This window comes from Bordetella genomosp. 9, from assembly GCF_002261425.1.
Classification (GTDB): domain Bacteria; phylum Pseudomonadota; class Gammaproteobacteria; order Burkholderiales; family Burkholderiaceae_B; genus Bordetella_C.
The window spans coordinates 2,810,137-2,837,061 of sequence record NZ_NEVJ01000003.1 but is presented as its reverse complement, the minus strand read 5'-3'; the positions used below and the strand labels follow the sequence as shown (position 1 = coordinate 2,837,061).

General features: G+C 66.4%; 22 protein-coding genes. 8 read left to right on the top strand and 14 right to left on the bottom strand.

Annotated features, from left to right (window positions below; genetic code table 11):
- Window positions 1-68: 68 nt before the first annotated feature.
- The 8 genes from CAL26_RS23910 to mpl all read right to left on the bottom strand — a co-directional run bounded on the left by CAL26_RS23910 (window position 69) and on the right by mpl (window position 11,539).
- Window positions 69-1,154, bottom strand: a complete 1,086-nt coding sequence (locus tag CAL26_RS23910; protein WP_094849166.1) for an ABC transporter ATP-binding protein — start codon at window positions 1,152-1,154, stop codon at window positions 69-71.
- Window positions 1,147-2,919 (bottom strand): ABC transporter permease, encoded by a 1,773-nt coding sequence (locus CAL26_RS23905; protein ID WP_094849165.1) that lies wholly within the window; start codon window positions 2,917-2,919, stop codon window positions 1,147-1,149. Before CAL26_RS23905 ends, CAL26_RS23910 begins: the two co-directional genes overlap by 8 nt.
- Window positions 2,920-3,073: 154 nt before the next feature.
- Window positions 3,074-4,168 (bottom strand): ABC transporter substrate-binding protein, encoded by a 1,095-nt coding sequence (locus CAL26_RS23900; protein WP_094849164.1) that lies wholly within the window; start codon window positions 4,166-4,168, stop codon window positions 3,074-3,076.
- 97 nt (window positions 4,169-4,265) lie between these two features.
- A complete protein-coding gene (locus tag CAL26_RS23895) occupies window positions 4,266-6,827 on the bottom strand; it encodes a sensor histidine kinase (RefSeq protein ID WP_094849163.1) in 2,562 nt (853 codons plus the stop codon).
- Window positions 6,828-6,833: 6 nt separating this feature from the next.
- The gene (locus CAL26_RS23890) at window positions 6,834-7,505 is read right to left on the bottom strand and encodes a response regulator transcription factor (protein WP_094849162.1); all 672 of its coding nucleotides are present in this window, start codon (window positions 7,503-7,505) and stop codon (window positions 6,834-6,836) included.
- A 50-nt stretch (window positions 7,506-7,555) separates the two neighbouring features.
- The gene (locus CAL26_RS23885; RefSeq protein WP_094850054.1) at window positions 7,556-9,475 is read right to left on the bottom strand and encodes a ribonuclease catalytic domain-containing protein; all 1,920 of its coding nucleotides are present in this window, start codon (window positions 9,473-9,475) and stop codon (window positions 7,556-7,558) included.
- 70 nt (window positions 9,476-9,545) lie between these two features.
- Window positions 9,546-10,166 (bottom strand): YqiA/YcfP family alpha/beta fold hydrolase, encoded by a 621-nt coding sequence (locus CAL26_RS23880; RefSeq protein ID WP_094849161.1) that lies wholly within the window; start codon window positions 10,164-10,166, stop codon window positions 9,546-9,548.
- The gene (gene mpl / locus CAL26_RS23875; RefSeq protein ID WP_094849160.1) at window positions 10,163-11,539 is read right to left on the bottom strand and encodes a UDP-N-acetylmuramate:L-alanyl-gamma-D-glutamyl-meso-diaminopimelate ligase; all 1,377 of its coding nucleotides are present in this window, start codon (window positions 11,537-11,539) and stop codon (window positions 10,163-10,165) included. The genes CAL26_RS23880 and mpl overlap by 4 nt, the downstream gene beginning before the upstream one ends.
- Before the next feature lie 77 nt (window positions 11,540-11,616).
- Between mpl and CAL26_RS23870 the strand changes: the two genes are divergently transcribed.
- The 8 genes from CAL26_RS23870 (at window position 11,617) to CAL26_RS23835 (ending at window position 18,907) form a co-directional block, all read left to right on the top strand.
- Complete coding sequence (locus CAL26_RS23870; RefSeq protein ID WP_094849159.1) at window positions 11,617-12,129, top strand: TlpA family protein disulfide reductase; 513 nt, start codon at window positions 11,617-11,619, stop codon at window positions 12,127-12,129.
- Window positions 12,130-12,328: 199 nt separating this feature from the next.
- A complete protein-coding gene (gene aroQ, locus CAL26_RS23865) occupies window positions 12,329-12,763 on the top strand; it encodes a type II 3-dehydroquinate dehydratase (RefSeq protein WP_094849158.1) in 435 nt (144 codons plus the stop codon).
- A gap of 103 nt (window positions 12,764-12,866) precedes the next feature.
- On the top strand, window positions 12,867-13,319 hold the full coding sequence (accB, locus tag CAL26_RS23860) for an acetyl-CoA carboxylase biotin carboxyl carrier protein (RefSeq protein WP_094849157.1): 453 nt from the start codon (window positions 12,867-12,869) through the stop codon (window positions 13,317-13,319).
- An 8-nt stretch (window positions 13,320-13,327) separates the two neighbouring features.
- Complete coding sequence (gene accC, locus CAL26_RS23855; protein ID WP_086067049.1) at window positions 13,328-14,674, top strand: acetyl-CoA carboxylase biotin carboxylase subunit; 1,347 nt, start codon at window positions 13,328-13,330, stop codon at window positions 14,672-14,674.
- A 146-nt stretch (window positions 14,675-14,820) separates the two neighbouring features.
- Window positions 14,821-15,750: a 50S ribosomal protein L11 methyltransferase gene (prmA, locus tag CAL26_RS23850; RefSeq protein WP_094849156.1), complete on the top strand. Its 930-nt coding sequence runs from the start codon at window positions 14,821-14,823 to the stop codon at window positions 15,748-15,750.
- A gap of 29 nt (window positions 15,751-15,779) precedes the next feature.
- Complete coding sequence (locus tag CAL26_RS23845) at window positions 15,780-17,165, top strand: DUF3426 domain-containing protein (protein ID WP_256988577.1); 1,386 nt, start codon at window positions 15,780-15,782, stop codon at window positions 17,163-17,165.
- A 27-nt stretch (window positions 17,166-17,192) separates the two neighbouring features.
- On the top strand, window positions 17,193-18,128 hold the full coding sequence (locus CAL26_RS23840) for a carbohydrate kinase family protein (protein ID WP_094849154.1): 936 nt from the start codon (window positions 17,193-17,195) through the stop codon (window positions 18,126-18,128).
- 347 nt (window positions 18,129-18,475) lie between these two features.
- The gene (locus CAL26_RS23835; protein WP_373454503.1) at window positions 18,476-18,907 is read left to right on the top strand and encodes an outer membrane lipoprotein; all 432 of its coding nucleotides are present in this window, start codon (window positions 18,476-18,478) and stop codon (window positions 18,905-18,907) included.
- A gap of 91 nt (window positions 18,908-18,998) precedes the next feature.
- On the opposite strand, the gene CAL26_RS23830 is transcribed toward CAL26_RS23835, so the two are convergent.
- From CAL26_RS23830 to CAL26_RS23805, 6 genes are all read right to left on the bottom strand, one after another.
- The gene (locus CAL26_RS23830; protein ID WP_094849153.1) at window positions 18,999-19,559 is read right to left on the bottom strand and encodes a YggT family protein; all 561 of its coding nucleotides are present in this window, start codon (window positions 19,557-19,559) and stop codon (window positions 18,999-19,001) included.
- Window positions 19,560-19,749: 190 nt separating this feature from the next.
- Window positions 19,750-20,253 carry a histone H1-like DNA-binding protein gene (locus CAL26_RS23825; protein ID WP_094849152.1) on the bottom strand — a complete coding sequence of 168 codons (504 nt, stop codon included), beginning with the start codon at window positions 20,251-20,253 and terminating at the stop codon, window positions 19,750-19,752.
- A gap of 264 nt (window positions 20,254-20,517) precedes the next feature.
- Window positions 20,518-21,699 (bottom strand): ribonucleotide-diphosphate reductase subunit beta, encoded by a 1,182-nt coding sequence (locus tag CAL26_RS23820; protein ID WP_094849151.1) that lies wholly within the window; start codon window positions 21,697-21,699, stop codon window positions 20,518-20,520.
- 25 nt (window positions 21,700-21,724) lie between these two features.
- On the bottom strand, window positions 21,725-24,658 hold the full coding sequence (locus CAL26_RS23815; protein WP_094849150.1) for a ribonucleoside-diphosphate reductase subunit alpha: 2,934 nt from the start codon (window positions 24,656-24,658) through the stop codon (window positions 21,725-21,727).
- 362 nt (window positions 24,659-25,020) lie between these two features.
- Window positions 25,021-25,947 (bottom strand): Bug family tripartite tricarboxylate transporter substrate binding protein, encoded by a 927-nt coding sequence (locus tag CAL26_RS23810; protein ID WP_094850053.1) that lies wholly within the window; start codon window positions 25,945-25,947, stop codon window positions 25,021-25,023.
- Window positions 25,948-26,083: 136 nt separating this feature from the next.
- Complete coding sequence (locus CAL26_RS23805; protein ID WP_094849149.1) at window positions 26,084-26,923, bottom strand: alpha/beta hydrolase; 840 nt, start codon at window positions 26,921-26,923, stop codon at window positions 26,084-26,086.
- Between the last annotated feature and the right edge of the window lie 2 nt (window positions 26,924-26,925).

The following is a 26,925-nucleotide window of genomic DNA, read 5'->3' as shown; positions in this document are numbered from 1 at the left end:
GTCGTGATCGTCTTGCACCCGGGCATTTTAGTCGGGTTGCACGGCAGCGCCGCCGTGCCGCGCGCTTCCTATGCCTGGCGCGGAAAAATCCACAGCCGGGAGGGCGGCAGGGCCAGCCGGTGCGCGCCCGGCGCCCGGTGTTCCTGGCCGTAGGCGCGCAGCGCCATGGCGCTGACCGATTCTTCTCCGGGCGGCCGGAAAACGTATTCCCAGCGGTCGCCCAGGTACATGCTGGTCATCAGCCGCATGTCGACGTGGTTGTCTTGCGCTTCCTCGCCCAGGCGCACGCTTTCCACGCGGATCACGCCGACGGCCTCCTGGCCCGCCTGCACGCCCGCGCCGGCCCGGCCCCATAGCGTCCAGCCCTGGCCTTCCAGCCTGGCTTCGCCATCGCGCACTTCGACGACGCGGCCGTTCAAGCGGTTGTTGGTGCCCATGAACTCGGCGGCGAACAGGGTGGCGGGCGAGCCGTACATTTCCTGCGGCGTGCCCTGTTGCTCGATACGTCCGTTGTTCAGCAGCAGGATGCGGTCGGAGATCGCCATCGCTTCGCTCTGGTCATGCGTCACCATCAGCGCCGACAGGCCCAGCCGCACGATCAGTTCGCGCAGGAAGGCGCGGGCTTCCTCGCGCAGCTTGGCGTCCAGGTTGGACAGCGGTTCGTCCAGGAGGATGACCGGCGGGTTGTACACCAGCGCGCGGCCGATGGCCACGCGTTGCTGCTGGCCGCCCGACAACTGGTGCGGATGGCGCTGCGACAGGTGTCCCAGGCCGAGCTGGTCCAGGACTTCCTGCACGCGCTGCCGGGTTTCCGCGGCGGACGTGCGGCGCAGCTGCAACGGATAGGCGACGTTGTCGAACACCGTTTTATGCGGCCACAGCGCATAGGACTGGAACACCAGGCCCAGGTTGCGCTCTTCCGCCGGCACTTCGCGGCGCGCCGCGCCATCGTAGACCAGGCGTTCGCCGATGGCGATCTTGCCGCGCTTGGGCGCTTCCAGGCCGGCCACCGCGCGCAGCAGGGTCGTCTTGCCGCTGCCCGACGGGCCCAGCAGGGAAACCACTTCGCCCTGCTTCAGGGCCATCGATACGCCTTTGAGGACCGGATTGTCGCCGTAGTCCAGGTGCAGGTCGTCAACGGATAGTTCAATCATGAAGTTTCACTCCGAATCGCAGGGCGATGCCCAGGCCGACCACGACCAGCGCGATATTGATGAAGGAAAGCGCCGCCACGATGTCGATGGCGCCCGCCGCCCACAGCGAGACCAGCATGGAGCCGATCGTTTCCGTGCCGGGCGACAGCAGGTAGACGCCGGTGGAATACTCGCGCTCGAAGATCAGGAACATCAGCAGCCAGGAGCCGATCAGGCCGTAGCGCGCCAGCGGGACGGTGACGTGGCGCGTCACCTGGCCACGGCGCGCGCCGGCGCTGCGCGCGGCTTCTTCGAGCTCCGGGCCCACCTGCAGCAGCGTCGACGAGATCAGGCGCAGGCCATAGGCCATCCACACCACGGTGTAGGCCAGCCACACGCTGAAGATGGTGCTGCGGATCGCGCGCAGCCATTCCACGAAATTCTCGCGCAGCCAGTCGGCATAAGGCAGGAAGTGCAGCAGCCCGCCTTCGTCCAGGGCGTTGTCCAGCCACAGCGGCACGAACAGGAACACCCACAGGAAAGCCAGGCCGGCCAGCAGTCCCGGCACCGCGCGCGGGACCAGCACGCTGTAGTCCAGGAAGCGCGTCACGTGATCCTGCTTGCGGTGCATGGCCAGGCCGATGAAGGTGTAGCAGACGACCGCCAGCGCGCCGCCGAACACCCCGATGGCCACCGAGTTGACGATGGCGCGCAGCAGGTTGGGCTGGCCCCATACCGAGCGGAAGGCGTCCAGCGACAGCACGTCCAGCAGCGAGACGCCCATGCCCCAGTTGGACACGAAGGCGCGCAGCACCACGCCGGTCAGCGGCACGAAGATCGTGACGATCAGCCACAGCCATACCACCGCGCTGGCGATGCCGCGCCATTTGCCGAGCGGCAGCGGACGCGCGCGCGAGGCCTTGCCCTTCACGGTCACGAAACGGTTGGCCGTGCGCATCAGGCGCCGTTGCAGGGCCACCAGCGGGATCGTGATGCAGATCAGCACCACGGCCACCGCGGCCATCAGGTGGTACGACGGCGTGCCCAGTTTATTGGTCAGCTTGTACAGGTAAGTGGCCAGCACCAGGTTGCCTTCCGGATCGCCCAGCACGAGCACCAGGCCAAAGACTTCCAGGCCCAGGAAGAACAGCAGCACCGACGCGTACAGCATTGCCGGCCGCACCATGGGCAGGCTGACCGACATCATCACGCGCAGGGGCGAAGCGCCCGTGACGCGGGCGGCTTCTTCGACGTCCGAACCCATGCTGCGCAGCGCCGACGAAATGTACAGGTAGGCATGCGGCACGTGGGTCAGGCCGGCGATGATGACAATGCTGGTCATGGAATAGACGTTCCACGGCACGAAGCCCAGCAGTTCCTTCGCCCAGACGGAAAAGAAGCCGACCGGCCCGGCCGCCACCACATAGCCGAAACCCAGCACCATCGGCGATACGAACACCGGCACCAGGATCAGCGGCTGGATCCAGTTGCGGCCCGGCAGGTCGGTGCGTACCAGCAGGAAGGCCAGCATGCCGCCCAGCGGCACGGCGATGATGAACAGGCCGAACGCCAGGATCAGGCCGCTGACCAGGGCCTTGTAGAAATCGGGATCGTCGAAGATGAAACGGAAGGCATCCAGGCCGATTTCTTTCGATGGCGAAAAGAAAGGCGCGGACAGGAAGCTCTGGTACACGATCAGCGACAGCGGCACGTAAATGGCCAGTGCTGTGATCAATACCACTACGCCGCGCGGCAATGACTGCCATCTGGAGCGCAATGTCTGCATGGTGATGTCCCGGTTGCGAACGCGGTGCGCCGGATGCCGGCGCGATAACTCCACGGCACGGCTGGGGCGAGGCGGCAACGCTTATGGCGCCGCCGCCCCACCCGGCGCGCGCTTCACTTCGGCACGCGCGCCGACCGTTCCTTCGTGCGGGGCCTTACTTGCCCGCCGCCTTGCGCCAGTCGTTGATGAATTCCAGGCGCTTCTTCTGCTGCAGGTAGTCCAGCAGCGTTTCGTTCACGGGGATGGGCTTGAGCGCCTTGCCCAGCTTCTTGGTCAGGCCGTCGACGTCGTTGTCGCCCGGAATGTCGTCGCGGATCGACGCCATGTCGGCCTTGTTGGCCACCAGGTCCTGGCCCTTTTGCGACAGCAGGTAATCCAGCCACAGCTTGGCGGCGTTGCGATGCTTGGACTTCTTGCTGATGAAGGCCACGCGCGACAGCACCAGCGTGTAGTCGGTCGGATAGACGATGCCGATCGATTCATCCTTGCGGGCCCGCGCTTCCGCGTAGGAACCCAGGATGTTGTAGCCGATCAGGTTCTCGCCGGACGACACCCGCTCCATCATCGTGCCGGTGGACGACTGCACGACCAGCCCGCCCTTGGCGGTATCGCGCAGCGTGTCGAAGTAATGCGGGTCGTTCATCTTGTCCTGCACGGCCAGCATGAAGCCCACCGCGGATTTCTCGATGTCGTAGGTGGTGACCTTGTTCTTGAACTTGTCGGTCTGCGCGGCCACCAGCTTGGCCAGGTCGCCGTGCGTCTTGGGCACGTCGCCCTGCGGGACCAGGCGCTTGTTGTAGATGAAGACCGCGGGTTCGTAGGTGGTGCCGTAGGCGGTGTCCTTCCACACGGCCCAGGACGGCAGCTTGCCTTCTTCCGGCGATTTGTATTGCAGCGCGTAGTCCTTGGCCAGCTGCAGCGCCGAATCCATCGACGAGCTCCACACCACGTCGCCGCTGTTCCCGCCCGATGCCTGTTCGCTGATGTAGCGGTTGTAGAGCTCCGTGCTGTTCATGTCGTTGTATTCGACCTTGACGCCCGGGTAGGCGGCTTCGAAGCCCTTGATGATGGGATCGGCCGTCTTGGTGTCGGTGGTCGAATAGATCACCACCGTGCCTTCTTTCTTGGCGCCGTCGATGACTTTCTGGTAATCGGAGGGATAGCCCGCGGGGGTCTGCGCGAACGCGGATGCGGCGGTCAGGGAAAATGCGGCGGCGCAGGCCACCGCCAGGCGTGACGGGACTAGCATGGTTGTCTTCTCCATTTGGAATAGTCTTACTGGACGGCGCCAGTGTGGCCGCATCTTAGTGGCCGCATGCTGTCGCCGTCCTGTCATGGCGCGGCGATCAGGGTGCCGGCGTCTTGCCCACGGCCGGCGTATCGGTCACCAGCCGCGTCCAGTTCTGCACGAAGCGCGCGTTGCGCTGGCGGTCCAGGCCCACCAGCAGCGCCGGGCCCAGCACGACCGGCTGCACGATGCCTTGCGAGCGCGCCAGCGCGGCGTCGCCGCCGCGGCCCGCGCCGTCATCGTCCACCATCGGACCCAGGCCGCTGACGCTCGAAAGTTCGTTCTGTCCCGCCGCCGACAGCAGCCAGTCGATGAAGGCGCGGCCCAGGGCCGGCTGCGGCGCGTGGCGCGCGATGATCGCCGAGCGCGGCAGCAGCAGGACGTAATCCTGCGGAAAGACCACGCCGATGCGGCGTCCCGCCGCCTGGCGCGCCAGCGCATAGGAACCCAGCACGTTGTAGCCGATGTCCAGTTCGTCGTTCTCGATGGCGTCCAGGATGTCGGCCGTGGTGGCGCTGAGCCGCACGCCGACCTGGCCCAGCGCGTTCGTCAGGCCCCAGAAGTTGGACGACACCTGCTCGTCTTCTTCGGCCAGCAACTGGCCGACGCTGCTGCGGCTGATGTCGTAGGTGCCCACGCGTCCGTGCAGGCGCGCCCGATCGCTCTCCAGCAGGCGCAGCAGCTCCTGCCGCGAACGCGGCACCGTGCCCTCGTTGAAGCGGCGCGGGTTGTAGACGATGACGGCCGGCTCGAATGCGAAGCCGAACACCTCGTCGCGCCACACCGCCCAGGGCGGCAGGCGGCTGGCGCCCGGCGCGTCGTAGCGCATCGCGTAGCCGTCGTTGGCCAGCCGGATCTGCAGGTCGGCTGCGGAGCTGATCAGTATGTCGGCGTCGCCCAGCCGTCCGGCGACGGTGGCCTCGTAGAGCTCCCGGCTGCCCATTTCCCGATACTCGATCGTCACGTCCGGCTGGCTGGCCTGGAACGCCACGATGACCGGCGCGGCCGCGGGGGTATCCGTGGTGCCCGCGATGACCAGCAGGCGGCCAGGCGGCTGCGGCGCGGGAAACCGGGTCACCGTCAATGGCGCCGCCGCCGGCGCGGCCCGTGTCGCCGCTTGCGTGGCGATGCCCTGCGCCCTGGCGGCCTGCGGCGGCGTCGCCGCCAGGCCGGCCATCACCATGGCCGCGGCCAGCAGCAGACGCGGATACACCGGCCGCGCGCGCGGCAGCACCACGCGCGCCGACAGGCCGCCTCCCGCTCTGTCCTGGAGCCACAAGGCGCCGCCGTGCGCTTCGGCCACGGTCTTGGCGATCGACAGGCCCAATCCGGATCCCGGCGTGCCCGCCACCCCGCGTCCGCGCGTGAAGCGCTGTTGCACCGCGTCTTTTTCGTCGTCGGCGATGCCGGGCCCGCAATCGTCGACCGTCAGCGCCACGCGGTAGCCCGCGACCGGCGTGGCCTGGATTTCCACCGGTCCGTCCGGCGCATAGCGCAAGGCGTTGTCCACCAGGTTGCGCAGCATCTCGCGCAAGGCCACGCGGTCGCCCACCACGCGCGCACGCCGCACTTCGGGCGCGATGGAAATCCGCAGGCGCTGCGCGTCCAGCGGCCCGATACGGCGCCGCGTTTCGTTCACGGTTTCCGCGATCCCCACGGACTCGTGGCCGCGCATGCCCAGGCGGTGCGTGATGGTCGCATCCATCAGCAGCTGGTTGATCAACTGGCTGGCATGCGTGGCGTTCTGATGGATGCGGGCGACCCGGGCGCGCAGCCGCTCGGGGTCGGTTTCGTCCATCGCCACTTCGGCCTGGGCGCGCAGTGACGCCAGGGGCGTGCGCACCTGGTGCGCCGCATCCGCCACCAGATTGTTCAGCGACGACATGATGCCGCTCAACCGGCGCATGAAGCCGTTGAGCGCCTCCGCCAGGCCTCGCACTTCGCGCGGCACCGGCGCCTCCAGCGGCGTCAGGTCATCGGGCGCGCGGGCGCGCAGCGAGCGTTCGATCAGGGCCAGCGGCGCGAAGGCGCGCTGGATGCCGAACCACAGCAGCGCCAGCGCCACGGGCACGACCACCAGCAGGGGCAGGGCGCTGCGGTTGAGGATTTCCGCCGCCAGCGCATCGCGCGAATCGCGCGTTTCGGCCACCCGGATCGTCACCCAGCCCGCATGCCGTCCGGCGGAAATCAGCCTGCCGACCGTCGCGATGCGTATCGATTCGTCGTGGTAGACCGCGTCGGAGAACACCGGCGACGCCGACCGTGCCAGCGGCAGCCCGGGCGCCAGGTCGTCGTAGCCGGTGACGGGCTTGCCGCTGGCGTTGCGCACGCTGTAGAACACGCGATCGTTGCCCGACAGCATGGCCAGGGAAGAAAACGGCGGCTCGGCCGTCACGTCGTTTTCGTCGATCTGCACCGATCCGGCGATGGTCAGCGCGGACGCCGCCAGCAGGCGGTCGAAGGCGCGGTCGGCGGCGCTGTGGGCGTAATCGCGCAGGAACAGGCTCACGGCGATGGAAGCGCACAGCAGCAGCAGGCAGCCCATGGCGAACACGCGGCCGCGTATGGACGACGCCGCGCCCAGCTTGATCCCGGCCTGCGCCGTCGCGCCTCTGTCCATGGGCCGCTACGTCGCTTCGTGGAGGCGTGCCTGGTACCCCACGCCGCGCACCGTGACGATGTCGACCGTGGCCCCGGCGATCTTGCGGCGCAGCCGCGAAACCAGCAGTTCCAGCGCGTTGGGCAGGACGTCTTCCAGATCGAACAGCTGGCTCATCAGCCTTTCCTTGCCCACGGTGCTGCCCATGCGGTCCAGCAGGATCTCGAGCAGGCGGAATTCCCGCCGTCCCAGCGTGACCGGCACGCCGCCGATATGCGCCGTGCGGCCGGCGACGTCCAGGGTCAGGTTGCCGTGCACCGCCACGCTCGTGGTGCGGCCGGCGGGCCGGCGCAGCAGCGCGCGCAGGCGGGCTTCCAGTTCTCGCAGGTCGAAGGGCTTGACCAGGTAGTCGTCGGCGCCCAGGTCCAGCATGTCGATCTTGTCCTCGATCTCCGCGCGGGCCGTGACCACCAGCACCGGGGCCTCGATGCCCGACGCGCGCAATTCGCGGATGACGTCGAAGCCGCTTTTGCCGGGCAGCATGATGTCCAGCACCAGCGCGTCCCATTCTTCGTGGCGGCTCCATTGCAGCGCGGTTTCGCCGTCCTGCACCCATTGCACGCTATGGCCCGAGGCGCGCAGCTTGCTTTCGATCGCGTCGCCCAGGTCGGGATTGTCTTCGATCAGCAGTATCCGCATGCTTGTTCCCTCCCGCATCGGGCCGGTGTCGCGGCATGGGCGCCGCGGCGTTATTCGGTTTCGGGCGCGCCTTCTTCGGCGGCCGTCGCCGCCAGTTCGCCGACGAAGCGGCATTCCACTTCCAGCGTCAGTTCGTCGCGGTCCAGCAGGTCGATTTCCACCTGCGCGCCGCGCGCCAGGGACGGCAGGCCGCCCACCCGCGTCACCAGCGGCGCATTGTTCAACCGCACCAGGTCGTCGCGCAGCACGCTGGCCGTGGTCCGCGTGATGCCCTGCTGGGCCAGCCAGCGCAGGCACCAGTACCGTTCCATGGTGTTCTGGAATTCGCCCCAGGCGGCGTATTGCGCGTCGAAGGCGCCGATGATGGCGAACAGGTCGGCGTCGCGCGGCTTGAAGGGCGCCACCAGGCGCGCCGACACGCCGTTGTCCACCGCCGCGATCAGCTGCCACTGGTTCACCAGGTCGACGTAGCGGCGCAGCGGCGACGTGCTCCAGGCGTACTGCGGCACGCCGATGGCTTCGTGCGGCAGAGGCTGGGTGCTCATGCGCACCCGTCCCGCCTGCTGCGAACGGTAGATCCCCGGCACGCCGTGCTGGGCGAGCAGGCCGCCCCACAGATTGTTGGCCAGGATCATGTATTCGGCCACCATGCGGTCCAGCGGCGCGTTGCGCTTGCGCGGCACCAGCCGCACCGGCGTATCGGGGTCGTCGGGGTTGCCGTCGACGTAATAGCTGTATTCGACGCGGCTGTTGTTTTCCGGCTTGCCGCGCACCTCGTCGCGTTTGGCGGACAGGGCTTGCGCCAGCCGCCACAGCGGCCGCAGCCATTCGGCATAGGGCAGGGCGGACTCGGGGTCGGCCAGCGCGGCTTCGCTGACGGCTTCGTCCAGCAGGTTGTGGCGCAGGTTTTCCTTCACCACGATCCGTTCGATCCGGCTTTCGGACGCCAGGATTTCACCGGTCGCGGGATTCGCCGTCACGTACAGCGACAGGGCGGGCACCTCGCGCCCGGCGTCCAGCGAAAACGCCTGGATGACGGCGTCCGGCTGCATCGGTATCTTGTCGCCCGGCATATAGACCGTGGACAGGCGCGCGCGCGCCAGCTTGTCCAGCTCGCTGCCGCGCGTCACGGTCAGGCCCGGCGCCGCCACGTGGATGCCCACGCGCACCGTGTCGTCCGGCAGGACCGACACCGACAGGGCGTCGTCGATCTCGGTCGTCGTGACGTCGTCGACCGAATAGATTTCGGCATCGGCCAACGGCAGCTCGCGATCCGTCGCCGGGATCTGGACCTCCGGGAACCCGGTGCCGCGCGGAAAATACTGCGCCAGGAAGCGGCGCTTGTGCAGCGCCAGCGCGTTGGGGAAGGCGCCCAGGTCCAGCAGCAGCCGGTCGGGGCTTTTCGACAGCCGCGAGCAGGCGCTTTCCAGGGCCTTCCACTGCATGGTGTTCTTGTCGGGCCGCACCGCCAGCGTCTCGGCCATGGCGGCGATTTCTTCCGGCAGCCGTCCGGCCACCATATCGTCCACCCATTGCTGTTGCTGGGCCGCCTGCTTCTGCTTCTTTTCCAGGGCGGCCAGCGCGGCCGCCAGGATGTCCGGCGGCGCGGGGCGGTAGCGGCCCTTGCCGCGCCGGTGGAAGTAGGCCGGCGCGCTGTGCAGGCGCAGCAGCAGCGCCGCCTGCTCCGTGGGCGAGGGCGCGTGCCCGTAATAGTCCGCCGCCAGCGCCGGCGAGTCGAATTCCTCCTGGGGGGCGCATTCCCACAGGAATTGCAGGTCGATGTCCTCGGCCGCGGCTTCGGCCTGGCGCAGCAATTCCGCCGGCTCCGGAGTGGAGAAGGTGAATATCGCGTTGGCCCGCTTGATCTTGCTGCGCTTGCCCGACTCGGATTCCACCTGCAGGCTGGCGTCCGCTTCGGAAAGGATATGTCCGGCCTTGAACTGGCCGTCGTCTTCGTAAAACACGTGCATGGCGAGGTCCATCTGGGGCGCGGGGCGCGGCTGCGCCGCCCGCGCGCGATACTGCTGAATAGTTATTGGGTCAGGGCTGGTCGCCGTTCGGGGAATTGTCCAGCGCGAAATCGAGTACTTCCGGCATCAGGGCGGCGAAATCGGACAGCCCATGGTCGCTGCCTTCGACGATGTGCTGCCGGCAGCCGGCGTACCAGTCCCGCATTTCGCGCCAGTCGAGTACTTCGTCTCCCGTGGCCGCGATCAGGAAATAGCGTTCCAGGCGGGTCGGCCGGGCCACTTCCAGCGCGGCCAGTTCATCCACGTATTCCGGGCGGAAGTCGAACGGCGCGCCCGAATGATACATACTCTGGCGGCCCACCTGCGTGGCCAGGTCGCGCGGCGCGTACACCGCGGGGTTCAGCAGCACCGCCTTGCAGTCGAGCTGTTCCGCCATCCAGGCGGCGTAATAGCCGCCCAGCGACGAGCCGATCAGCGTCAGCGCGCGCGGCGATCGCTGGCCTCGCCGCGCCAGTTCGTCCAGCTGCTCGCGCGCCAGCGCCATGGCCAGATCCACCGCTTCGCCGGGACTGGGCGGCAGTTGCGGACAGCGCCAGTCGGCCGACAGTCCGCGCCGCGCCATTTCGGCCGCCATCAGGCGCGCCTTGTAGGAAGTCGGCGATGACCGAAAGCCGTGCAGGTAGAGGATCATGGGCGTTCCGGGGAAGTCAGCGCATCCAGCAGTTTGCCGTGTATGCCGCCAAACCCGCCATTGCTCATTATCAGTATGTGGTCGCCGGCCTGCGCGGTTCGGGCGATGGCGGCCACCATGGCGTCCAGGTCGTCATAGGCCGCGGCGCGGTCGCCCAGCGGGGCCAGTACGCGTGCCGGATCCCAGCCCAGCGCATGCTTGCCGGCCTTCGAACCGAAGCAGAACACCCGGTCGGCCGCCTGCAGCGCGCCGGGCAGCCGTTCCGCCATGGTGCCCAGCTTCATCGTGTTGGAGCGCGGCTCCAGCACGGCCAGGATGCGCGCATCGCCCACGCGCCGGCGCAGGCCGGCGAGCGTGGTCTCGATGGCGGTCGGATGGTGGGCGAAGTCGTCGTACACCGCGACGCCGCGCGCGGTGCCGCGCAGCTCCATGCGGCGCTTGACGCCGGCGAACAGCGACAGCGCCTGTACCGCGTCGCCCGGCGCCACCCCCGCGTGCTCTGCGGCGGCGATGGCCGCCAGGGCGTTGAGCCGGTTGTGCTCGCCGAGCAGGCGCCACCGGACCGTGCCGATCGCGCTGCCGTGCCGGGACACGGCGAAGGCGCCGTCGGCGTCGGCTTCGCCGGCCTGCCATTCTCCATCGCCGCCGAACCGCACGGTTTCGGACCAGCAGCCGCGCGCCAGCACGCGGTCCAGCGCCGCCGAGCCGGCGGGCAGCACGATGCGTCCTTTGCCCGGTATGGTGCGCACCAGGTGGTGGAATTGGGTTTCGATGGCCGCCAGATCGGGGAAGATGTCGGCGTGGTCGTATTCCAGGTTGTTCAGGATGGCGGTGCGCGGCCGGTAATGGACGAACTTGGAGCGCTTGTCGAAAAAGGCCGTGTCGTATTCGTCGGCCTCGATCACGAACAGCTTGCGCGCCGGGTCGTAGCGGGCGGACACCTGGAAGTCCTGCGCGACGCCGCCCACCAGGAAGTTCGGCCGCAGCCCGGCATGCTCCAGTATCCAGGCCAGCATGGCGCTGGTGGTCGTCTTGCCATGCGTGCCGGCCACGGCCAGGACGTGCTGGCCCGCGAGCGCGTGATCCCCCAGCCACTGCGGTCCGGAGATATAAGGCGCGCCGTCATCCAGGATGGCTTCCATCAAGGGGTTGCCGCGCGAGACCACATTGCCGATGACATAAAGGTCCGGGCGCAGCGACAGCTGGTCCGCGCCATAGCCCTCGATCAGTTCGATCCCCTGTTCCGCCAGCTGGGTGCTCATGGGCGGATAGACGCCTGCGTCGCAGCCGGTGACACGGTGGCCGCCCGCGCGCGCGATCAGCGCCAGGCCCCCCATGAACGTGCCGCAGATGCCTAGAATGTGCAGATGCATGTGCTGTTTTCTCCTGCCGGCATTGTAGATGCTCGATCGGACGCCAGCCCGCCGCCGACCGGCGGTAAGATGACACGATGAAACGACGCACTGTTCTCCGTACGCTGTTGCTGGGTGGCTTGTCGGGCGGCCTGTCGGGTGGCCTGGCTGGCGCCGCCAGCGCCGCCGGCAACGCCAGCGCCGGGCTGCTGGCCCAGACCTATCCCGATCTCCAGGGCCAGCCACAGCCGCTGGCGCAGTGGAAAGGCAAGCCGATCGTGGTCAATTTCTGGGCGACGTGGTGCCCGCCCTGTGTCAAGGAAATGCCCGAGCTCGACGAGCTGCACAAACGGCATCCGCAGGTCACTTTCCTGGGGCTGGCGGTCGATACAGCAGCGAACGTCGTTAAATTTGCGTCTAAAGTGCCGGTCTCCTACCCCCTTCTGGTGACCGGTCCAGGCAGCATCGACCTCATGCGCAAGCTGGGTAACGGCCCTGGCGGCTTGCCATTTACCTTGGTTTTGGGCGCAGATGGCGGAATTAGGAAGCAGATCCTGGGTCCCGTCGATATGGCTGAGCTCGATCGCATGCTCGGCGCGGGCACGGCCTAACCTCAATAGACAAATAGACGAAATTGTCGTAAAAAGCGGGGCTATTCGAGGTTTTCGCGACAAAAGGCTAGCCGGCGTAACCGGTTGGTCATGATCGCGAACGTTGTGCGGGCGGCCCTGGCCGTCCGTTTCCGATTCACCCCGGCATACATCAGGCGGCGCTGCGGCGCGGCCGCGCCGGTCTTCCAGTCTGGCAGCAATGGCGCAACGCATACTGGTCCTGCACGGCCCCAACCTGAATCTGCTGGGTACCCGCGAACCGGGTATCTACGGCAGCCTCACCCTGGCGCAGATCAATGACGGCCTGGCCGCCCTGGCGGCGGACCTGGGCGTGTCGCTGACGGCCTGGCAAAGCAACCACGAAGGCGCCCTCGTGGAACGCATCCAGGCCGCCCGCGAAGACGGCACGGATTTCATCGTCATCAACGCCGCGGCCTACACCCATACCAGCGTGGCGGTGCGCGACGCGCTGGCGGCCGTGTCCATTCCGTTTATTGAAGTACATTTGTCCAACTTGTATAAGCGCGAGCCGTTCCGGCATCACTCCTATCTGTCCGACCTTGCGGTTGGACTGATTTCCGGGCTCGGGCCCGATGGCTACGAAGCCGCTGTCCGCTACGCGGCGCGTCACTGATCGCGGCATCGTTCCAACGGTTTTCCCCTGTCTCCACAAACCAGATATCCAATACGGCGCGGCAGCACGGCCGGCCGTCGTCAACATTCCGGGAAGCACTTATATGGATCTCCGAAAACTCAAGACCTTGATCGACCTGGTGGCCGAGTCCGGCATCGCCGAACTTGAGATCACCGAGGGCGAAGGCAAGGTCCGCATCGTCAAGTTCTCGCAGACGGTGCAGCCGGTCGCCTACCACCACGTGCAGGAATCCGCGCCCGCGCCGCAGGCCGCTGCGGCCGCCGCGCCCGCTGCCGCGCCGGCCGCCGCGCCCGCGGTGCAGGGCCACGTCGTCAAGGCGCCCATGGTGGGCACGTTCTACCGTTCGCCCAACCCCGGCGCCTCGCCTTTCGTGGAAGTCGGCCAGTCGGTCAAGGAAGGCGATCCGCTGTGCATCATCGAAGCCATGAAGCTTCTGAATGAGATCGAGGCCGACAAGTCCGGCGTCATCAAGGAAATCCTGGTCGAAAACGGCGAGCCCGTCGAGTACGGCCAACCCCTGTTCGTCATCGGCTGATTGTTCCCATGTTCGAAAAAATACTGATTGCCAATCGCGGCGAGATCGCCCTGCGCATACAACGCGCGTGCCGCGAGCTGGGCATCAAGACCGTGGTCGTGCATTCCGAAGCGGATCGCGACGCCAAATACGTCCGCCTGGCCGACGAGTCGGTATGCATCGGGCCGCCGCCTTCGCGCGAAAGCTACCTGAACATGCCGGCCATCATTTCGGCGGCGGAAGTCACCGACGCGGAAGCGATCCACCCCGGATACGGGTTCCTGTCGGAAAACGCCGACTTCGCCGAGCGCGTCGAGAAAAGCGGTTTCGTGTTCATCGGGCCGCGGCCGGATTCCATCCGGCTCATGGGCGACAAGGTCAGCGCCAAGCGCGCCATGATCGAAGCCGGCGTGCCGGTGGTGCCCGGCTCGGAAGGCGCATTGCCCGACAATCCCCAGGAAATCATGCGCATCGCGCGTGAAGTCGGCTACCCCGTCATCATCAAGGCGGCGGGCGGCGGCGGCGGCCGCGGCATGCGCGTGGTCTATACCGAAGCCGCACTGATCAACGCCGTCACCATGACGCGTTCCGAAGCCGGCGCGGCCTTCAACAACCCGGAAGTCTATATGGAGAAGTTCCTCGAGAACCCGCGCCATATCGAAATCCAGGTGCTGGCCGACGGCGGCCGCAACGCCATCTGGCTGGGCGAGCGCGACTGTTCCATGCAGCGCCGCCACCAGAAGGTCATCGAAGAAGCGCCCGCTCCCGGCATCGCCCGGCGGCTCATCGAACGCATCGGCGACCGCTGCGCCGACGCCTGCCGCAAGATCGGCTACCGGGGCGCCGGCACCTTCGAATTCCTGTACGAGAACGGCGAGTTCTATTTCATCGAAATGAACACGCGTATCCAGGTGGAGCACCCGGTCACCGAACTGATCACCGGCATCGATCTGGTCCAGCAACAGATCCGCATCGCCGCCGGCGAGAAGTTCATGCTGCGCCAGCGCGACGTGGTCCTGAAAGGCCACGCCATCGAATGCCGCATCAACGCCGAGGACCCGTTCCGCTTCGTGCCCAGCCCCGGCCGCATCACCAACTGGCATACGCCGGGCGGGCCGGGCGTGCGCATCGATTCGCACGCGTTCAATGGCTACTTCGTGCCGCCCAACTACGACTCCATGATCGCCAAGGTCATCACCTATGGCGATACGCGGGAGCAGTCGCTGGCGCGCATGCGGATCGCCCTGTCGGAAATGGTGGTGGAAGGCATTTCCACCAACATTCCCCTGCACAGGGAAATGCTGCAGGATGCGCGCTTCATCGAAGGCGGCACCAGCATCCACTACCTGGAACAGAAGCTGGCCCAGCGCCCCTGACCGCCCGGCGGGCCTGGGGCTTGCGCGACGGAAAGGCGGCGCGCGGGGAACGTACAATACGGCCAACGGCGCGGCCAACGGCGGCCCGGCGTGGCCGCCCGGTGCGTCCCCGCAGTCACTGAATATCTCAGACGGAAGATCCTTTCATGCGTGAGCTGGTGCTCCATTCTTCGGAGACGCAGGCCGAGGCCTTGTCCGATGCGTTGCTGGACGCGGGCGTGCTGTCGGTCTCGGTGGAAGACGCCGACCGCGACACCGACGCGGAGCAGCCGCTCTTCGGCGAGCCCGGCACCGAACCGTCGGTCCAGGCCTGGGAGCGCAACCGCGTGGTGGCCCTGCTGCCCGACGGCGCCGATCCCGCGCAGATCATCGAAAGCGTAGCCGCCGAACTGAGCCCGGATTACGCTCCCGTCCTGGCCGCATGGTCGCTGCGCGACGTACCGGACGCCGACTGGGTCCGGCTGACCCAGCAGCAATTCGGCCCCATCCATATCGCCGACCGCATCTGGATCGTTCCCAGCTGGCACCGCGACGATCCCGGCGTGCCCGGCCTGGACCGCCAGGAAGAGCAGGGCGGCGATATCCATATCGAGCTGGACCCGGGCCTGGCGTTCGGCACCGGCAGCCATCCCACCACCCACCTTTGCCTGGCCTGGCTCGAAGCCCAGCTGCCCGCCGGCGCCACGGTGCTGGACTATGGCTGCGGCTCCGGCATCCTGGCCATCGCGGCCCGCAAGCTGGGCGCGGGCCGCACCTGGGCGGTCGATATCGACGAACAGGCCGTCATCGCCACGCGCGAGAACGCCCGCGTCAATCGCGTGGCGCTGCAGGCCATGTTGCCCGACGAATTGGGTGATGGCGCGAGCGACGTCGTCGTGGCCAATATCCTGTCCAATCCCCTGAAGGTGCTCGCTCCCATGCTCTGCGGCCGTGTCGCCGCGGGCGGGGCGCTGGTGCTTTCCGGCGTGCTCGCGCGGCAGGCCGAAGAGGTCTGCGCCGTCTATGCGCGCTGGCTGCCCATGTCCGTCTGGCGCGAGCGCGACGGATGGGTGTGCCTGCACGGACGCAAGGCCTGACGACGAAGCGGACGGTAGCGCATATGGCCATGACCACCCGCTGCCCGCATTGCGGCACCGCCTTCAAGGTGGTGGCGGATCAATTGCGCGTGCGCAACGGGCTGGTGCGCTGCGGCGTCTGCTCGCGCGTATTCGACGGCCTGGCCTGCGCGGTGGACGGCCAGGCCGGGGAAGGCGCCTTGCCCCGGCCCGCGCCGCGCGCCGACACGCCGGTGCAACTGCCCGCCGAAGTTTCCCCGGTACTGTCCGTCCAGGTCCCGGCCGAACCGCCCCAGGCGCTACGGCCCTACACGCCGCCGCCCGTGCCGCCGCGCCCGGCCCCGGTCGCGCCGGCACGTCCCTTGGTGCCCACGTCCACGGCGGCGCCGGTGCCGCCGGCGTCGCACATGCCGACTGCCGCGCCCGTCGCGGCGGCCGCCGTGCTGCGCGGCCGCGACAGCACGCGCCGCCTGGAATCCGACCCGCGCGAGCCGGTGATCGCGCCTTACGTGCCGCCGGTCGTTCCTCACGTGCCGCGGATCGAACGCCCGGCCGAGCCTTCGATCGAACCGACGTTCGGTTCGTCGCTCGGTCCCCCGATCGAGACGCCGACATCCTATCGCCACGTCGATGACGTCGATGACGCCGATGTCGACGCTTATGACGACGACCATACGATCGACGACCCCACGATCGACAGCCGCGAACCGTACGCGCCCGTCCGGCCCGGGCCCTATCGCCAGGACGACATCGACGACGCGCCGCTGCCCGCGCGCGACGTGTCGCGCGGCAACCGCATTCCGATCTACGCCGACCGCGATGCCGTGGAGGAAGACGATCCCGACTTCGTCTCCATCCCTGGCGAATCCCGCACACGCTACGACGACCTGACCGATGCCGGCATGGCGCCGCCCATCTTCATGGACGAAGAAGTGCAGCGGCGGCGCTCGCTGCTTTCCCGGGTCTGGCTGGCCGGCATCCTGGTCGCGCTGCTCGTGCTGGCGCTGCAGTGCCTGTACATCTACCGCACGCCGATCGCGACGTCCATGCCCGCGCTGCGGCCCGCCATGGAAGCCATCTGCCGCCAGGTCGGCTGCCAGGTCGGTTATGCGCGACGCCTGGAACGTATATCCATCACCGCGTCTTCCCTGCAGCCGCAGAGCGGCGTCGCCTCGGAAGACGGCGTCATGCGCTTGACGCTGCGGGTCACCCTGCGCAACCGCTTCGACAAGCCGCAGCCCTGGCCGGGGCTGGTGCTGCAATTGACCGACCTGTCGGACACCGTGGTGGTGCGCAAGGTCCTGCTGCCCGAAAACTACCTGCCGCCCGGCACGCAGGGGCCGTTCCCCGCCGGCGGCGAACTCAGCCTGGCCGTGCCGCTGCAGGTCAACGGCCTGCACGTGAACGGCTACCAGCTCGACAAATTCTTCCCCTGACTTCTCTGGCTTAAAGGATTTCCCATCATGGCAGCTCCGGTTCTGGTGTGCGGTTCCATGGCGTTCGACACCATCGCCGTGTTCGAAGGCCGCTTCAAGGAACACATCCTGCCCGACCGCATCCACGCGCTCAGCGTTTCGTTCCTGACGCCTTCGATGCGCAAGGAATTCGGCGGATGCTCGGGCAACATTGCCTACAACCTCAAGCTGCTGGGCGGCAATCCGGTGCCGGTGGCCACCGTCGGCGAGGACGCTGGCGACTATCTGCAGCGCCTGTCGGGCCTGGGCATCGACACCCATCTGGTCAAGGTCATCCCCCAGACCTTCACGGCGCAGTGCTTCATCACCACCGATCTGGAAGACAACCAGATCGCGGCGTTTCACCCGGGCGCGATGTCGTTCTCGGCGCAAAACGACCTGGGCGGCACGCCGGCGCAATGGGCCATCGTCGCGCCCGACGCCAAGGAAGGCATGTTCGCCCACGCGGAACGCCTGAAGGCGGCCGGCATTCCTTTCATCTTCGACCTGGGCCAGGCGATGCCGCTGTTCGACGGCGCGGATCTGCAGCGCATGCTGGGCATGGCGCAGGCGTTGACGGTCAACGACTATGAAGCCAGCATCGTGGAGCAGCGCACCGGCAAGACGATCGCCGAACTGGCCCGCGGCCTGCGTGCCGTCGTGGTGACGCGCGGCGCGGACGGCGCTTCCCTGTGGACGGAAGGCGCGGAGCACAGGATCGAGCCGGTACGCGCGCAAGCCGTCGTGGACCCCACCGGCTGCGGCGACGCGCATCGGGCCGGCCTGCTGTATGGACTGACCAGCGGCTGGAGCTGGCTGGACAGCTGCAAGCTGGCGAACGTCATGGGCGCCATCAAGATCGCGTCGCGCGGTCCGCAGAATCACCAGCCCACGCGCGACGAAATTGGTAAGTTGCTGCAACAAGCGTACGGCGTGCAGCTCTGATCCGTCGGCACCCGAGGATGACGGCGGCCGTTCGCGGATTTTCCCGCCGCCCATCCTCTCCGGGGATCGGGCGTCGCGCCGCAACAATGAAAAATCGTGAAAAGTGGCGCGGCCTGAAACTTGCGGACGTCGCGACGGACTAAGCTAAAACAGACGTTGCAACGTATTTCCCGCTGCGTAATTTCGGCAGTCTTGCCCCAGGGGCGGGGAGTATCATCCGTAACGCTGGTATATACCGAACAGGAGCCCGCACTATTATGAACAATACCGTTCCTTCCGTTTCCTACAGTCTCGCGCGGGTTCGCGGCTCGCGCACGGCTCGTTGGGTCGCTATCGGCGCGGTCGCCATGTCCGTCGCGTTGGTGTCGGGCTGCGCCAATCGCAGCGCCTCCAGCGCCGTCTACAGCTATGACCAGGCCCAGCGCGAACAGATCGTCCGCACCGGCGTGGTCACCGGCGTGCGTCCGGTCACTATCCAGAACGACAAGTCCAGCGGCGCCGGCCTGCTCGCCGGCGGCGCGCTGGGCGGCGTGGCCGGTAACGCGATCGGCGGCGGCAGCGGCCGCACCATCGCCACCGTGGGCGGCGCCATCCTGGGCGCGTTGGCGGGCAATATGGTGGAAAACCGTGTCGGCACGACGTCCGGCCTGGAAATCACCGTACGCCTGGATAACGGCGAAACCCGCGTCGTGACGCAGGAAGCCGATGTGCCCATCAGCGTGGGCCAGCGTGTGCAGGTCATCAGCGGCAACGGCCCGACCCGCATCACGCCGATGTAAAGACAAGGCGCGGCATGCATGCCGCGCCTTTGCGAACGATCAACGGACCCGGCTCGCGGGTCCGCTTTGACATAGTCGCAGCCGATATAGCCTAGAGCCCGAAGGCGCCGTAGGTGACGCGCGTAATCACCATCAGCGCCACCTGCGCCAGCACCAGCAGGACCAGCGGCGAAAAGTCGATGGGCGTGCGCGGCAGGATGCGGCGGATCGGATCGAGCAGCGGATCCGTCATGGCTTGCAGTACCGGCATCAACGGCGCGCCCGGGTTCACCCACGACAGGATGGCCTGCGCCAGCGTCACCCAGACGATCAGGTTGAACACCCACTTGACCACCGTCAGGAAGGAAATCCCCAGCGCCATCGGCAGCGCGGATAGCGGGATGATCATCCCCAGCGACGTCACCCACATCAGCAGCAGGTAGACCAGCGCCGTCAACCACGCCGCGACCAGTGCCGCCCAGTCCACGGCGCCGCGCGACGGCAGGATGCGCCGCAAAGGGTTCACCAGCCAGTTGGTGACCTGGTAAATGAACCGCGCGATGGGATTGAAGGGATGCATGCGCACCGCGTGCATCCAGGCCCGCGCGATCAGCGCGCCGCCGAAAAGCGTGAAGAGCGTATCAAGCAAAAAACGGGAGATATCGCCGAACATGGCCGCCTGCTTTGTTGGAAAGAAATATGAAAGGGGTCTTACGGCAGGCCAATTGTCGCATGATGTCGTGACCTGAGTCGCGGGCGTTAAAAAGCCGCCTGGCCAGGCCAGGCGGCTTCGGTACTACGGTGCTGCGCCAAGGACCTGGCGGACCGTACGATCCATATGGACCGTATGGCCCGCAGGTACCTTAGGGACGGCCACCCGTCGGGAAGGGCCACGACGCCGCCGGATTCAGCGCGGTCTTCGCGCCCGGGGCGGCAGCGGTCGAAGGCGGCGTGGCCGGCTTCTTGGCGGCAGCCTTCTTTGCGGCAGGCTTTTTGGCAGCAGGCTTCTTGGCAGCCGCCTTTTTCGCAGGCGCCTTTTTGGCGGCCGCTTTCTTGGCGGGCGCTTTCTTGGCAGCCTTCTTGGCGACCTTCTTGGTTGCTACTTTCTTGGTCGCGGCTTTCTTGGCCGGGGCCTTTTTGGCAGCAACCTTCTTGACCGCCTTCTTTGCTACTTTCTTGGCCGGTGCCTTCTTGACGGCCTTCTTCGCTACTTTCTTGGCAGCGACTTTCTTGACGACCTTCTTGGCGGCGACCTTCTTGACCGCGGTCTTCTTCACCGCGGCTTTCTTGGCCGGGGCCTTCTTCACAGCTTTTTTGGCTGTGGCTTTCTTAACCGCCTTCTTGGCGGCCTTCTTGGCAGTTGCCATGGCATTGCTCCTTAGGTTCAGGGGTCCCAGAACTTAAACCCGTGCGCCGCCCCGCCTTCTGGCGGAACGATGCCCGGGCTATTCATCGGCGCATACCACTGCTCCGTACAGGCTGCAGCTACTTCGATGTGCGCTAATGAATGCGGCACTGCCATTTGATATGGCCCCCGCTCCTTTGGCGCGAGCCATTTCAAATGGCGCCGACAGGCAACGCGGCCATCCGCGTCACCTATCGCTACGTTGCTTCCGACACCCTGGACCGGTTCATTCCCAGCTCAGCGTGCCTCCGGTTTGATATTCGATGACTCGAGTTTCGAAAAAGTTTCGCTCTTTCTTGAGGTCGATCATTTCCGCCATCCACGGGAAGGGATTTTCTTCCTGCGGGAACAGCGCTTCCAGGCCGATCTGCTGGCAACGGCGGTTGGCGATGAAGCGCAGATACGACTTGAACATCGGCGCATTCAGGCCCAGCACACCGCGCGGCATGGTGTCTTCGGCGTAAGCGTATTCCAGTTCGACGGCTTTGACGAACAGAGCACGGATTTCTTCGCGGAACTCGGGCGTCCAGAGGTGCGGATTCTCGAGCTTGATGGTGTTGATCAGGTCGATGCCGAAATTGCAGTGCATGGATTCATCGCGCAGGATGTACATGTACTGTTCGGCGGCGCCGGTCATCTTGTTCTGGCGACCCAGTGCCAGGATCTGCGTAAACCCGACATAAAAGAACAGGCCTTCCATCAGGCAGGCGAAGACGATCAGCGACTTCAGCAGTTTCTGATCGGCTTCCAGGGTGCCGGTGTGGAAGTTCGGGTCCGCGATCGCGTCGATGAACGGGATCAGGAACTCGTCCTTGGCGCGGATGGACGGAACCTCGTTATAGGCATTGAAGATTTCCGATTCGTCCAGGTCCAGGCTTTCGACGATGTATTGATAAGCGTGGGTATGGATCGCTTCCTCGAATGCCTGGCGCAGCAGGAACTGGCGGCATTCGGGGGCCGTGATGTGCCGGTAGGTGCCCAGCACGATATTGTTGGCGGCGAGCGAATCGGCCGTGACGAAGAAGCCCAGGTTGCGCTTGATGATGCGGCGCTCGTCCTCGGTCAGGCCGGTGGGGTTCTTCCACAGCGCGATGTCGCGCGACATATTGATTTCCTGCGGCATCCAGTGGTTGGCGCAGGTGGCCAGGTACTTTTCCCAGGCCCACTTGTACTTGAACGGAACCAGCTGATTGACGTCGGTCTGGCCGTTGATGATGCGCTTGTCGGCAACCTTGACGCGCTGGGCGGCGCCGTCCGGCTGCACGCCGGCGACCTGCGCCGGCACGGCGGCCGGCAGCGCGGCGTCGTCGAAGGCGCCCGTCGACGGGCGCACGGACATGCCGGCCGCCGGCTTGGCGGCGGGCTGGCCCGGTTGCAGTGCGACGTTGTCGTCTTCCCAATTGATCATGATGTGAATTCTCCGGAGCGGTCGATTACTGGCAGGCTTCGCACTCTTCGAAGCCGGGGTCGCCCGGCCTCATGGTGCAAACCGCTCCGACGATTTCAGGTTCCGGCAGGACGGGGGCGGCGGATGCCGTCACCGTGCCGGGTTGGCTGCCCGACGCGACGGCATTCAATTCGCCGCCGCGGCCGGTGGATTTTTCCGCGCTGGTGGCACCCAGCGTACGCAGGTAGTAGGTGGTCTTCAGGCCGCGCAGCCATGCCAGCTTGTAGGTTTCGTCGAGCTTCTTGCCCGACGCGCCGGCCATATAGATATTCAGCGACTGCGATTGATCGATCCACTTCTGGCGACGCGACGCGCATTCCACCAGCCAGCGCGGTTCGACTTCGAACGCGGTGGCGTAGATTTCGCGGAGTTCGGCGGGCACGCGATCGATACGGGACAGGCTGCCGTCGAAGTACTTCAGATCGGCCACCATCACTTCGTCCCAGAGACCGAGTTTCTTCAAGTCGCGGACGAGGTATTCGTTAACGACCGTGAACTCGCCGGAGAGATTCGATTTCACGTACAGATTCTGATAAGTGGGTTCGATGCACGCAGATACGCCAATGATATTGGAAATCGTCGCGGTTGGGGCAATTGCCACGCAATTGGAGTTACGCATGCCGTGCGCTTTGATGCGCGCACGCAACGCATCCCAATCCAATGCGGCCGACATATCGACATCGACACTGCCGCCGCGTTCTTCACGCAGCAGGTTCAACGTGTCTTGCGGAAGGATGCCGCGATCCCACAGTGAACCCTTGTAGGTCGGATAGTGGCCACGCTCTTCGGCCAATTCGCTCGAGGCCCAATACGCGTAGTAGCACACCGCTTCCATCGAACGATCGGCGAATTCGACAGCGGCTTGCGACGCATACGGCACGCGCATCATGTGCAGGCAATCCTGGAAGCCCATGATACCCAGGCCCACCGGGCGATGACGCTGGTTGGAGTCCTTGGCCTTCTTGACCGCGTAGTAGTTGATGTCGATGACGTTGTCGAGCATGCGCATCGCGACGCCGATCGTGCGCTTCAGCTTTTCCAGGTCGAGCTCGTAGCCGCCGTTGGCGCTGGGCTTCATGTGCGCGACCAGGTTCACCGAACCCAGGTTGCACACCGCGATTTCCTCTTCGTTGGTGTTCAGCGTGATTTCCGTGCACAGGTTGGAGCTGTGCACCACGCCGACGTGCTGCTGCGGCGAGCGGATGTTGCAAGGATCCTTGAACGTGATCCAGGGGTGGCCGGTTTCGAACAGCATGGACAGCATCTTGCGCCACAAATTGATGGCGGGCATCTTTTTGTAGAGCTTCAGGTCGCCGCTGGCCACGCGCGCTTCGTAGCCCAGGTAGGCCTGTTCGAACTCGCGGCCGTACTTGTCGTGCAGGTCGGGGCAATCGGACGGCGAAAACAGCGTCCACTCGCCATTTTCCATGACGCGCTTCATGAACAGATCGGGGATCCAGTTCGCGGTGTTCATGTCATGGGTGCGGCGGCGCTCGTCGCCGGTGTTCTTGCGCAGTTCCAGGAATTCTTCAATGTCGAGGTGCCACGTTTCAAGGTAGGTGCACACGGCGCCCTTGCGCTTGCCCCCCTGGTTCACCGCCACCGCGGTGTCGTTGACGACCTTCAGGAAGGGGACCACGCCCTGGCTTTCGCCATTGGTGCCTTTGATGTGGCTACGCAAGGCGCGTACCGGGGTCCAGTCGTTGCCCAGGCCGCCGGCGTATTTGGCCAGCAGCGCGTTTTCCTTGATGGCGTCGTAGATGCCTTCCAGGTCGTCGGAGACGGTGGTCAGGTAGCACGACGACAGCTGCGAATGCAGGGTGCCCGAGTTGAACAGCGTGGGCGTGGAGCTCATGAAGTCGAACGACGACAGGATCTCGTAGAACTGGATGGCGCGCGCTTCGCGATCGACGCCGGCTTGCGCTTCGCCCAGCGCCAGGCCCATGGCCACGCGCATGTAGAACACCTGCGGCAGCTCGATGCGGCGGCCGCGGATGTGCAGGAAATAGCGGTCGTACAGGGTCTGCAGGCCCAGGTAGCTGAACTGCAGGTCGCGCTTGGCGTCCAGCGCGGCGGCCAGGCGCGGCAGATCGAATTGCGCCAGCTTGGTGTCGATCAGGCTGGCCTCGATGCCGCGCGTGATGAAGGTCGGGAAGTAGTCGGCGTAGCGCTGCGTCATCTGCGCTTGCGAAACTTCTTCGCCCAGGACTTCCTTGCGGATCGTGTGCAGCAGCAGGCGAGCGGTGACCTGGCTGTAGGCCGGATCCTTTTCGACCAGCGCGCGCGCCGACAGGATGGCGGACTTGTAGACTTCGTCGACCGGGATGCCGTCGTACAGGTTCTTGACCGTTTCCTTCAGGATGGTCTCGGCGTCGATGTAGTCGGACAGCCCTTCACCCGCGGCTTCGATGGTCGCGCGCAGCGTGGCCAGATCCAGCGGACGCTTGACGCCCTGGTCGGTCACGTTCATGACGTGATCGGTTTGCGCGGCGGCGGCCGGCTTCGCGGGTTCGGCGGCGGCGCGCTCCTGCGAACGCTTCTCGCGATACAGCACGTAGGCGCGCGCGACGTCATGCTCGCCCGAGCGCATCAGCGCCAGTTCGACCTGATCCTGGATTTCTTCGATATGGAAAGTGCCGCCGTTGGGGCGGTTGCGCAGCAGGGCATTGACCGCCTGGCGCGTCAGGTTGTCGACCAGCTCGCGCACGCGGGCGGAGGCCGCGCCTTGCCCGCCGTTCACGGCCAGGAAGGCCTTGGTCATCGCGATGGCGATTTTGCTGGGTTCGAAACCGACGACGGCGCCGTTGCGCCGGATGATCTGGTAACCGGCCCATTGGCCGGAAGCAGGTGTGGGTTGGGTATTGTCAGAAGGCGGCACGGCGCTCGGCCGGGTCACAGAGGCGATCGAAGTCTGCTGCATGGAAGCTCCTGTGCGTAGTAGAAAAGGCGCGACAGAGGCCGCGCCTGGGAATTTGGAAATCCGGGGGGAAGGAAGGCGGTTACCAGCGGACGCAGATAGGCCGGAAAGGCCCCCGGCCGCGCCCTTAACCACTAGATGTTGTGTCTAACCCCGACCCCAGGCCAAATTCTAGTGGTCGTTGGGGTTGGCTACAAGCGTGATTTGTATCGCGATACTTCTTTAAGTTGTTACGAAGTATATCGAGCTCGGGTTACCTGGTCCGACGGCGAAGTGCCCGCTCCGTAAAGCGCCATTGTCGCATGCGGGGCGGCCGGGAAGGGCCGCCCGGGGGGGCGCCGAGGGGCGGCGCCGAGGCTCTCAGGCTACTGCGGCGTGATCCCCGCCGTGGCGATCCATTGCTTCCAGCGTTCGGCGTCCCGGCGCACGAAACCGTCGAACTCCGCCGCGTCCATGCGCTTGGGCTGCAGCCCCAGGCGGGTCAGCTTGCCGCGTACTTCAGGGTCGTCCACCGCCTGCGCCATGTAGCGGTTCATGGCCTGCACCACGGCGTCGGGGGTGCCGGCGGGCGCCGACAGCCCCAGCCAGCCGAGCACCACGAAGCCGGGATAGTAGGAGGACATGGGCGGGACGTCCGGCCAGGCGGGATGGGCCGCCTCGCCCGTCACCGCGATGGCGCGCAGGCCCTTGCCGTCGATCTGGCCCATGGCGGTCAGGTAGTCGACGAACGCGAAATCGATCTGTCCGCCGCGCAGGTCGGTGATGATCTGCGTGACGTTCTTGTAGGCGGCGCCGTCGATCTGCAGGTCGGCACGTGCCTTCAGCAGGGCGGACGGCACCTGGGAGGACGAGCTGTAGTAGCCGTAGAACACTTTGCCGGGGTGCTGCTTCGCATAATCGACCAGCTGCGGCAGGTCGCGAAAATTGCTGCCCGGCGCGACCACCGCGACCGACCCGAAGGTGCCCAGCATGCCCACCTGGCGGAAGTCCTTCAGTGGATCGTAGGGCAGGGATTTGTACAGGTAGGGATTGGCGGCCTGGGTGGAATTGGTCGACAGCAGGAAGGTGTAGCCATCGGCCGTCGCGGTCTTCACCGAATTGGTGCCGACGATGCCGCCGGCGCCGGGCCGGTCTTCCACGACGACGCTCTGGCCGGTCTTGGCGCCCAGGTATTGGGCGAAGGTGCGCGCGGTCAGGTCCGCGGCGCCGCCCGCGGCGGAGGGCACGATGATCGTGACGGTGCGCTCCGGCCACTGCGCCGCCTGCGCGGCCGGTGTCGCCGGCGTCGCCATCCATGCGCCGCACAGCAGGAGCGCGGCGAACAGCCTGGTATGTTTTTTCAAGGTAAGCCCCCTTTGGGTAGCGGAAGCCGCGATGCGCGGTCTTCCTGTGTCTCTATATATATATAGTGAGCGCCCTGCGGGGCGCTCATCGTGGAAAACGGTGCTCGTACCACTCGCGTATCGCCGCCGCGCTTTCCTGCCAGCCGCGCGCATACATCATGCAGTGCTGCAACGCCGGCAGCAGGCGGTATTCGAAGCCATAGAAATCCGCCACCGCCTTGTCCTGGCCGGGCGGATGGCGATCGGGATCATCGTTGCCGGCCTCCAGGCACAGGCCCGGGGCGTCGATGGCTTGCCGAGGGATATGCAGCCGCAGCAGGTAGCGGTCGTTCATGGCCTCGGGGCTTTCCGGACACAGCCTGGCGGCGACGGTGGTGATGTCCTGCCGGCTCATGGCGCCGGTGAAACGCTGGCGGACACCGTCCAGGTCGGGCGGTTGCCGGCTCATGCCCACCGGCACCGGCGCGATGGGCCGGGCGCCGGGAATATTGCCCGGCGGCGATGGCGCCATCAGCACCACGCCCGCCGTCTTGCGCTGGCTGGCAGCGTGCAGCGCGGGCAAGGCGCCCATGCTGTGGCCGGCCACGACGACCGGACCGTCGATCAGATCCATCGCCCGCGCGACGCAGTCGCCGAAGTCGCGCACGCCATAACGAGGGAAGGCCGGGGTTTGAGGCAGCCACCCGTGCCCTGGCAGATCCAGCGCGGCGCAGGCGATATCCAGGCCGGCGAAGTATTCCAGATAGCCCGCATAACACCACGCGCCATGAAAGGCGCCCGGAACGAACAGCAGCGTGGGCATGCCGGGGCGGCCGCGGCCGGCGCGGACCAGGCGGCCGTCGCCCGCCGCCAGCGATGGCAAGCGGTCGACCAGGTCGAAGTCGGGAAGCTGGGGAAGGGCCGGGGGCAGCGCGGTAGCGTCCATGC

Excerpts from the sequence above, each read along its gene's own strand:
- CAL26_RS23910 (WP_094849166.1), bottom strand. The coding sequence starts at position 1,154 with ATGATTGAACTATCCGTTGACGACCTGCACCTGGACTACGGCGACAAT.
- CAL26_RS23905 (WP_094849165.1), bottom strand. The coding sequence starts at position 2,919 with ATGCAGACATTGCGCTCCAGATGGCAGTCATTGCCGCGCGGCGTAGTG.
- CAL26_RS23900 (WP_094849164.1), bottom strand. The coding sequence starts at position 4,168 with ATGCTAGTCCCGTCACGCCTGGCGGTGGCCTGCGCCGCCGCATTTTCC.
- CAL26_RS23895 (WP_094849163.1), bottom strand. The coding sequence starts at position 6,827 with ATGGACAGAGGCGCGACGGCGCAGGCCGGGATCAAGCTGGGCGCGGCG.
- CAL26_RS23890 (WP_094849162.1), bottom strand. The coding sequence starts at position 7,505 with ATGCGGATACTGCTGATCGAAGACAATCCCGACCTGGGCGACGCGATC.
- CAL26_RS23885 (WP_094850054.1), bottom strand. The coding sequence starts at position 9,475 with ATGCACGTGTTTTACGAAGACGACGGCCAGTTCAAGGCCGGACATATC.
- CAL26_RS23880 (WP_094849161.1), bottom strand. The coding sequence starts at position 10,166 with ATGATCCTCTACCTGCACGGCTTTCGGTCATCGCCGACTTCCTACAAG.
- mpl (WP_094849160.1), bottom strand. The coding sequence starts at position 11,539 with ATGCATCTGCACATTCTAGGCATCTGCGGCACGTTCATGGGGGGCCTG.
- CAL26_RS23870 (WP_094849159.1), top strand. The coding sequence starts at position 11,617 with ATGAAACGACGCACTGTTCTCCGTACGCTGTTGCTGGGTGGCTTGTCG.
- aroQ (WP_094849158.1), top strand. The coding sequence starts at position 12,329 with ATGGCGCAACGCATACTGGTCCTGCACGGCCCCAACCTGAATCTGCTG.
- accB (WP_094849157.1), top strand. The coding sequence starts at position 12,867 with ATGGATCTCCGAAAACTCAAGACCTTGATCGACCTGGTGGCCGAGTCC.
- accC (WP_086067049.1), top strand. The coding sequence starts at position 13,328 with ATGTTCGAAAAAATACTGATTGCCAATCGCGGCGAGATCGCCCTGCGC.
- prmA (WP_094849156.1), top strand. The coding sequence starts at position 14,821 with ATGCGTGAGCTGGTGCTCCATTCTTCGGAGACGCAGGCCGAGGCCTTG.
- CAL26_RS23845 (WP_256988577.1), top strand. The coding sequence starts at position 15,780 with ATGACCACCCGCTGCCCGCATTGCGGCACCGCCTTCAAGGTGGTGGCG.
- CAL26_RS23840 (WP_094849154.1), top strand. The coding sequence starts at position 17,193 with ATGGCAGCTCCGGTTCTGGTGTGCGGTTCCATGGCGTTCGACACCATC.
- CAL26_RS23835 (WP_373454503.1), top strand. The coding sequence starts at position 18,476 with ATGTCCGTCGCGTTGGTGTCGGGCTGCGCCAATCGCAGCGCCTCCAGC.
- CAL26_RS23830 (WP_094849153.1), bottom strand. The coding sequence starts at position 19,559 with ATGTTCGGCGATATCTCCCGTTTTTTGCTTGATACGCTCTTCACGCTT.
- CAL26_RS23825 (WP_094849152.1), bottom strand. The coding sequence starts at position 20,253 with ATGGCAACTGCCAAGAAGGCCGCCAAGAAGGCGGTTAAGAAAGCCACA.
- CAL26_RS23820 (WP_094849151.1), bottom strand. The coding sequence starts at position 21,699 with ATGATCAATTGGGAAGACGACAACGTCGCACTGCAACCGGGCCAGCCC.
- CAL26_RS23815 (WP_094849150.1), bottom strand. The coding sequence starts at position 24,658 with ATGCAGCAGACTTCGATCGCCTCTGTGACCCGGCCGAGCGCCGTGCCG.
- CAL26_RS23810 (WP_094850053.1), bottom strand. The coding sequence starts at position 25,947 with ATGGCGACGCCGGCGACACCGGCCGCGCAGGCGGCGCAGTGGCCGGAG.
- CAL26_RS23805 (WP_094849149.1), bottom strand. The coding sequence starts at position 26,923 with ATGGACGCTACCGCGCTGCCCCCGGCCCTTCCCCAGCTTCCCGACTTC.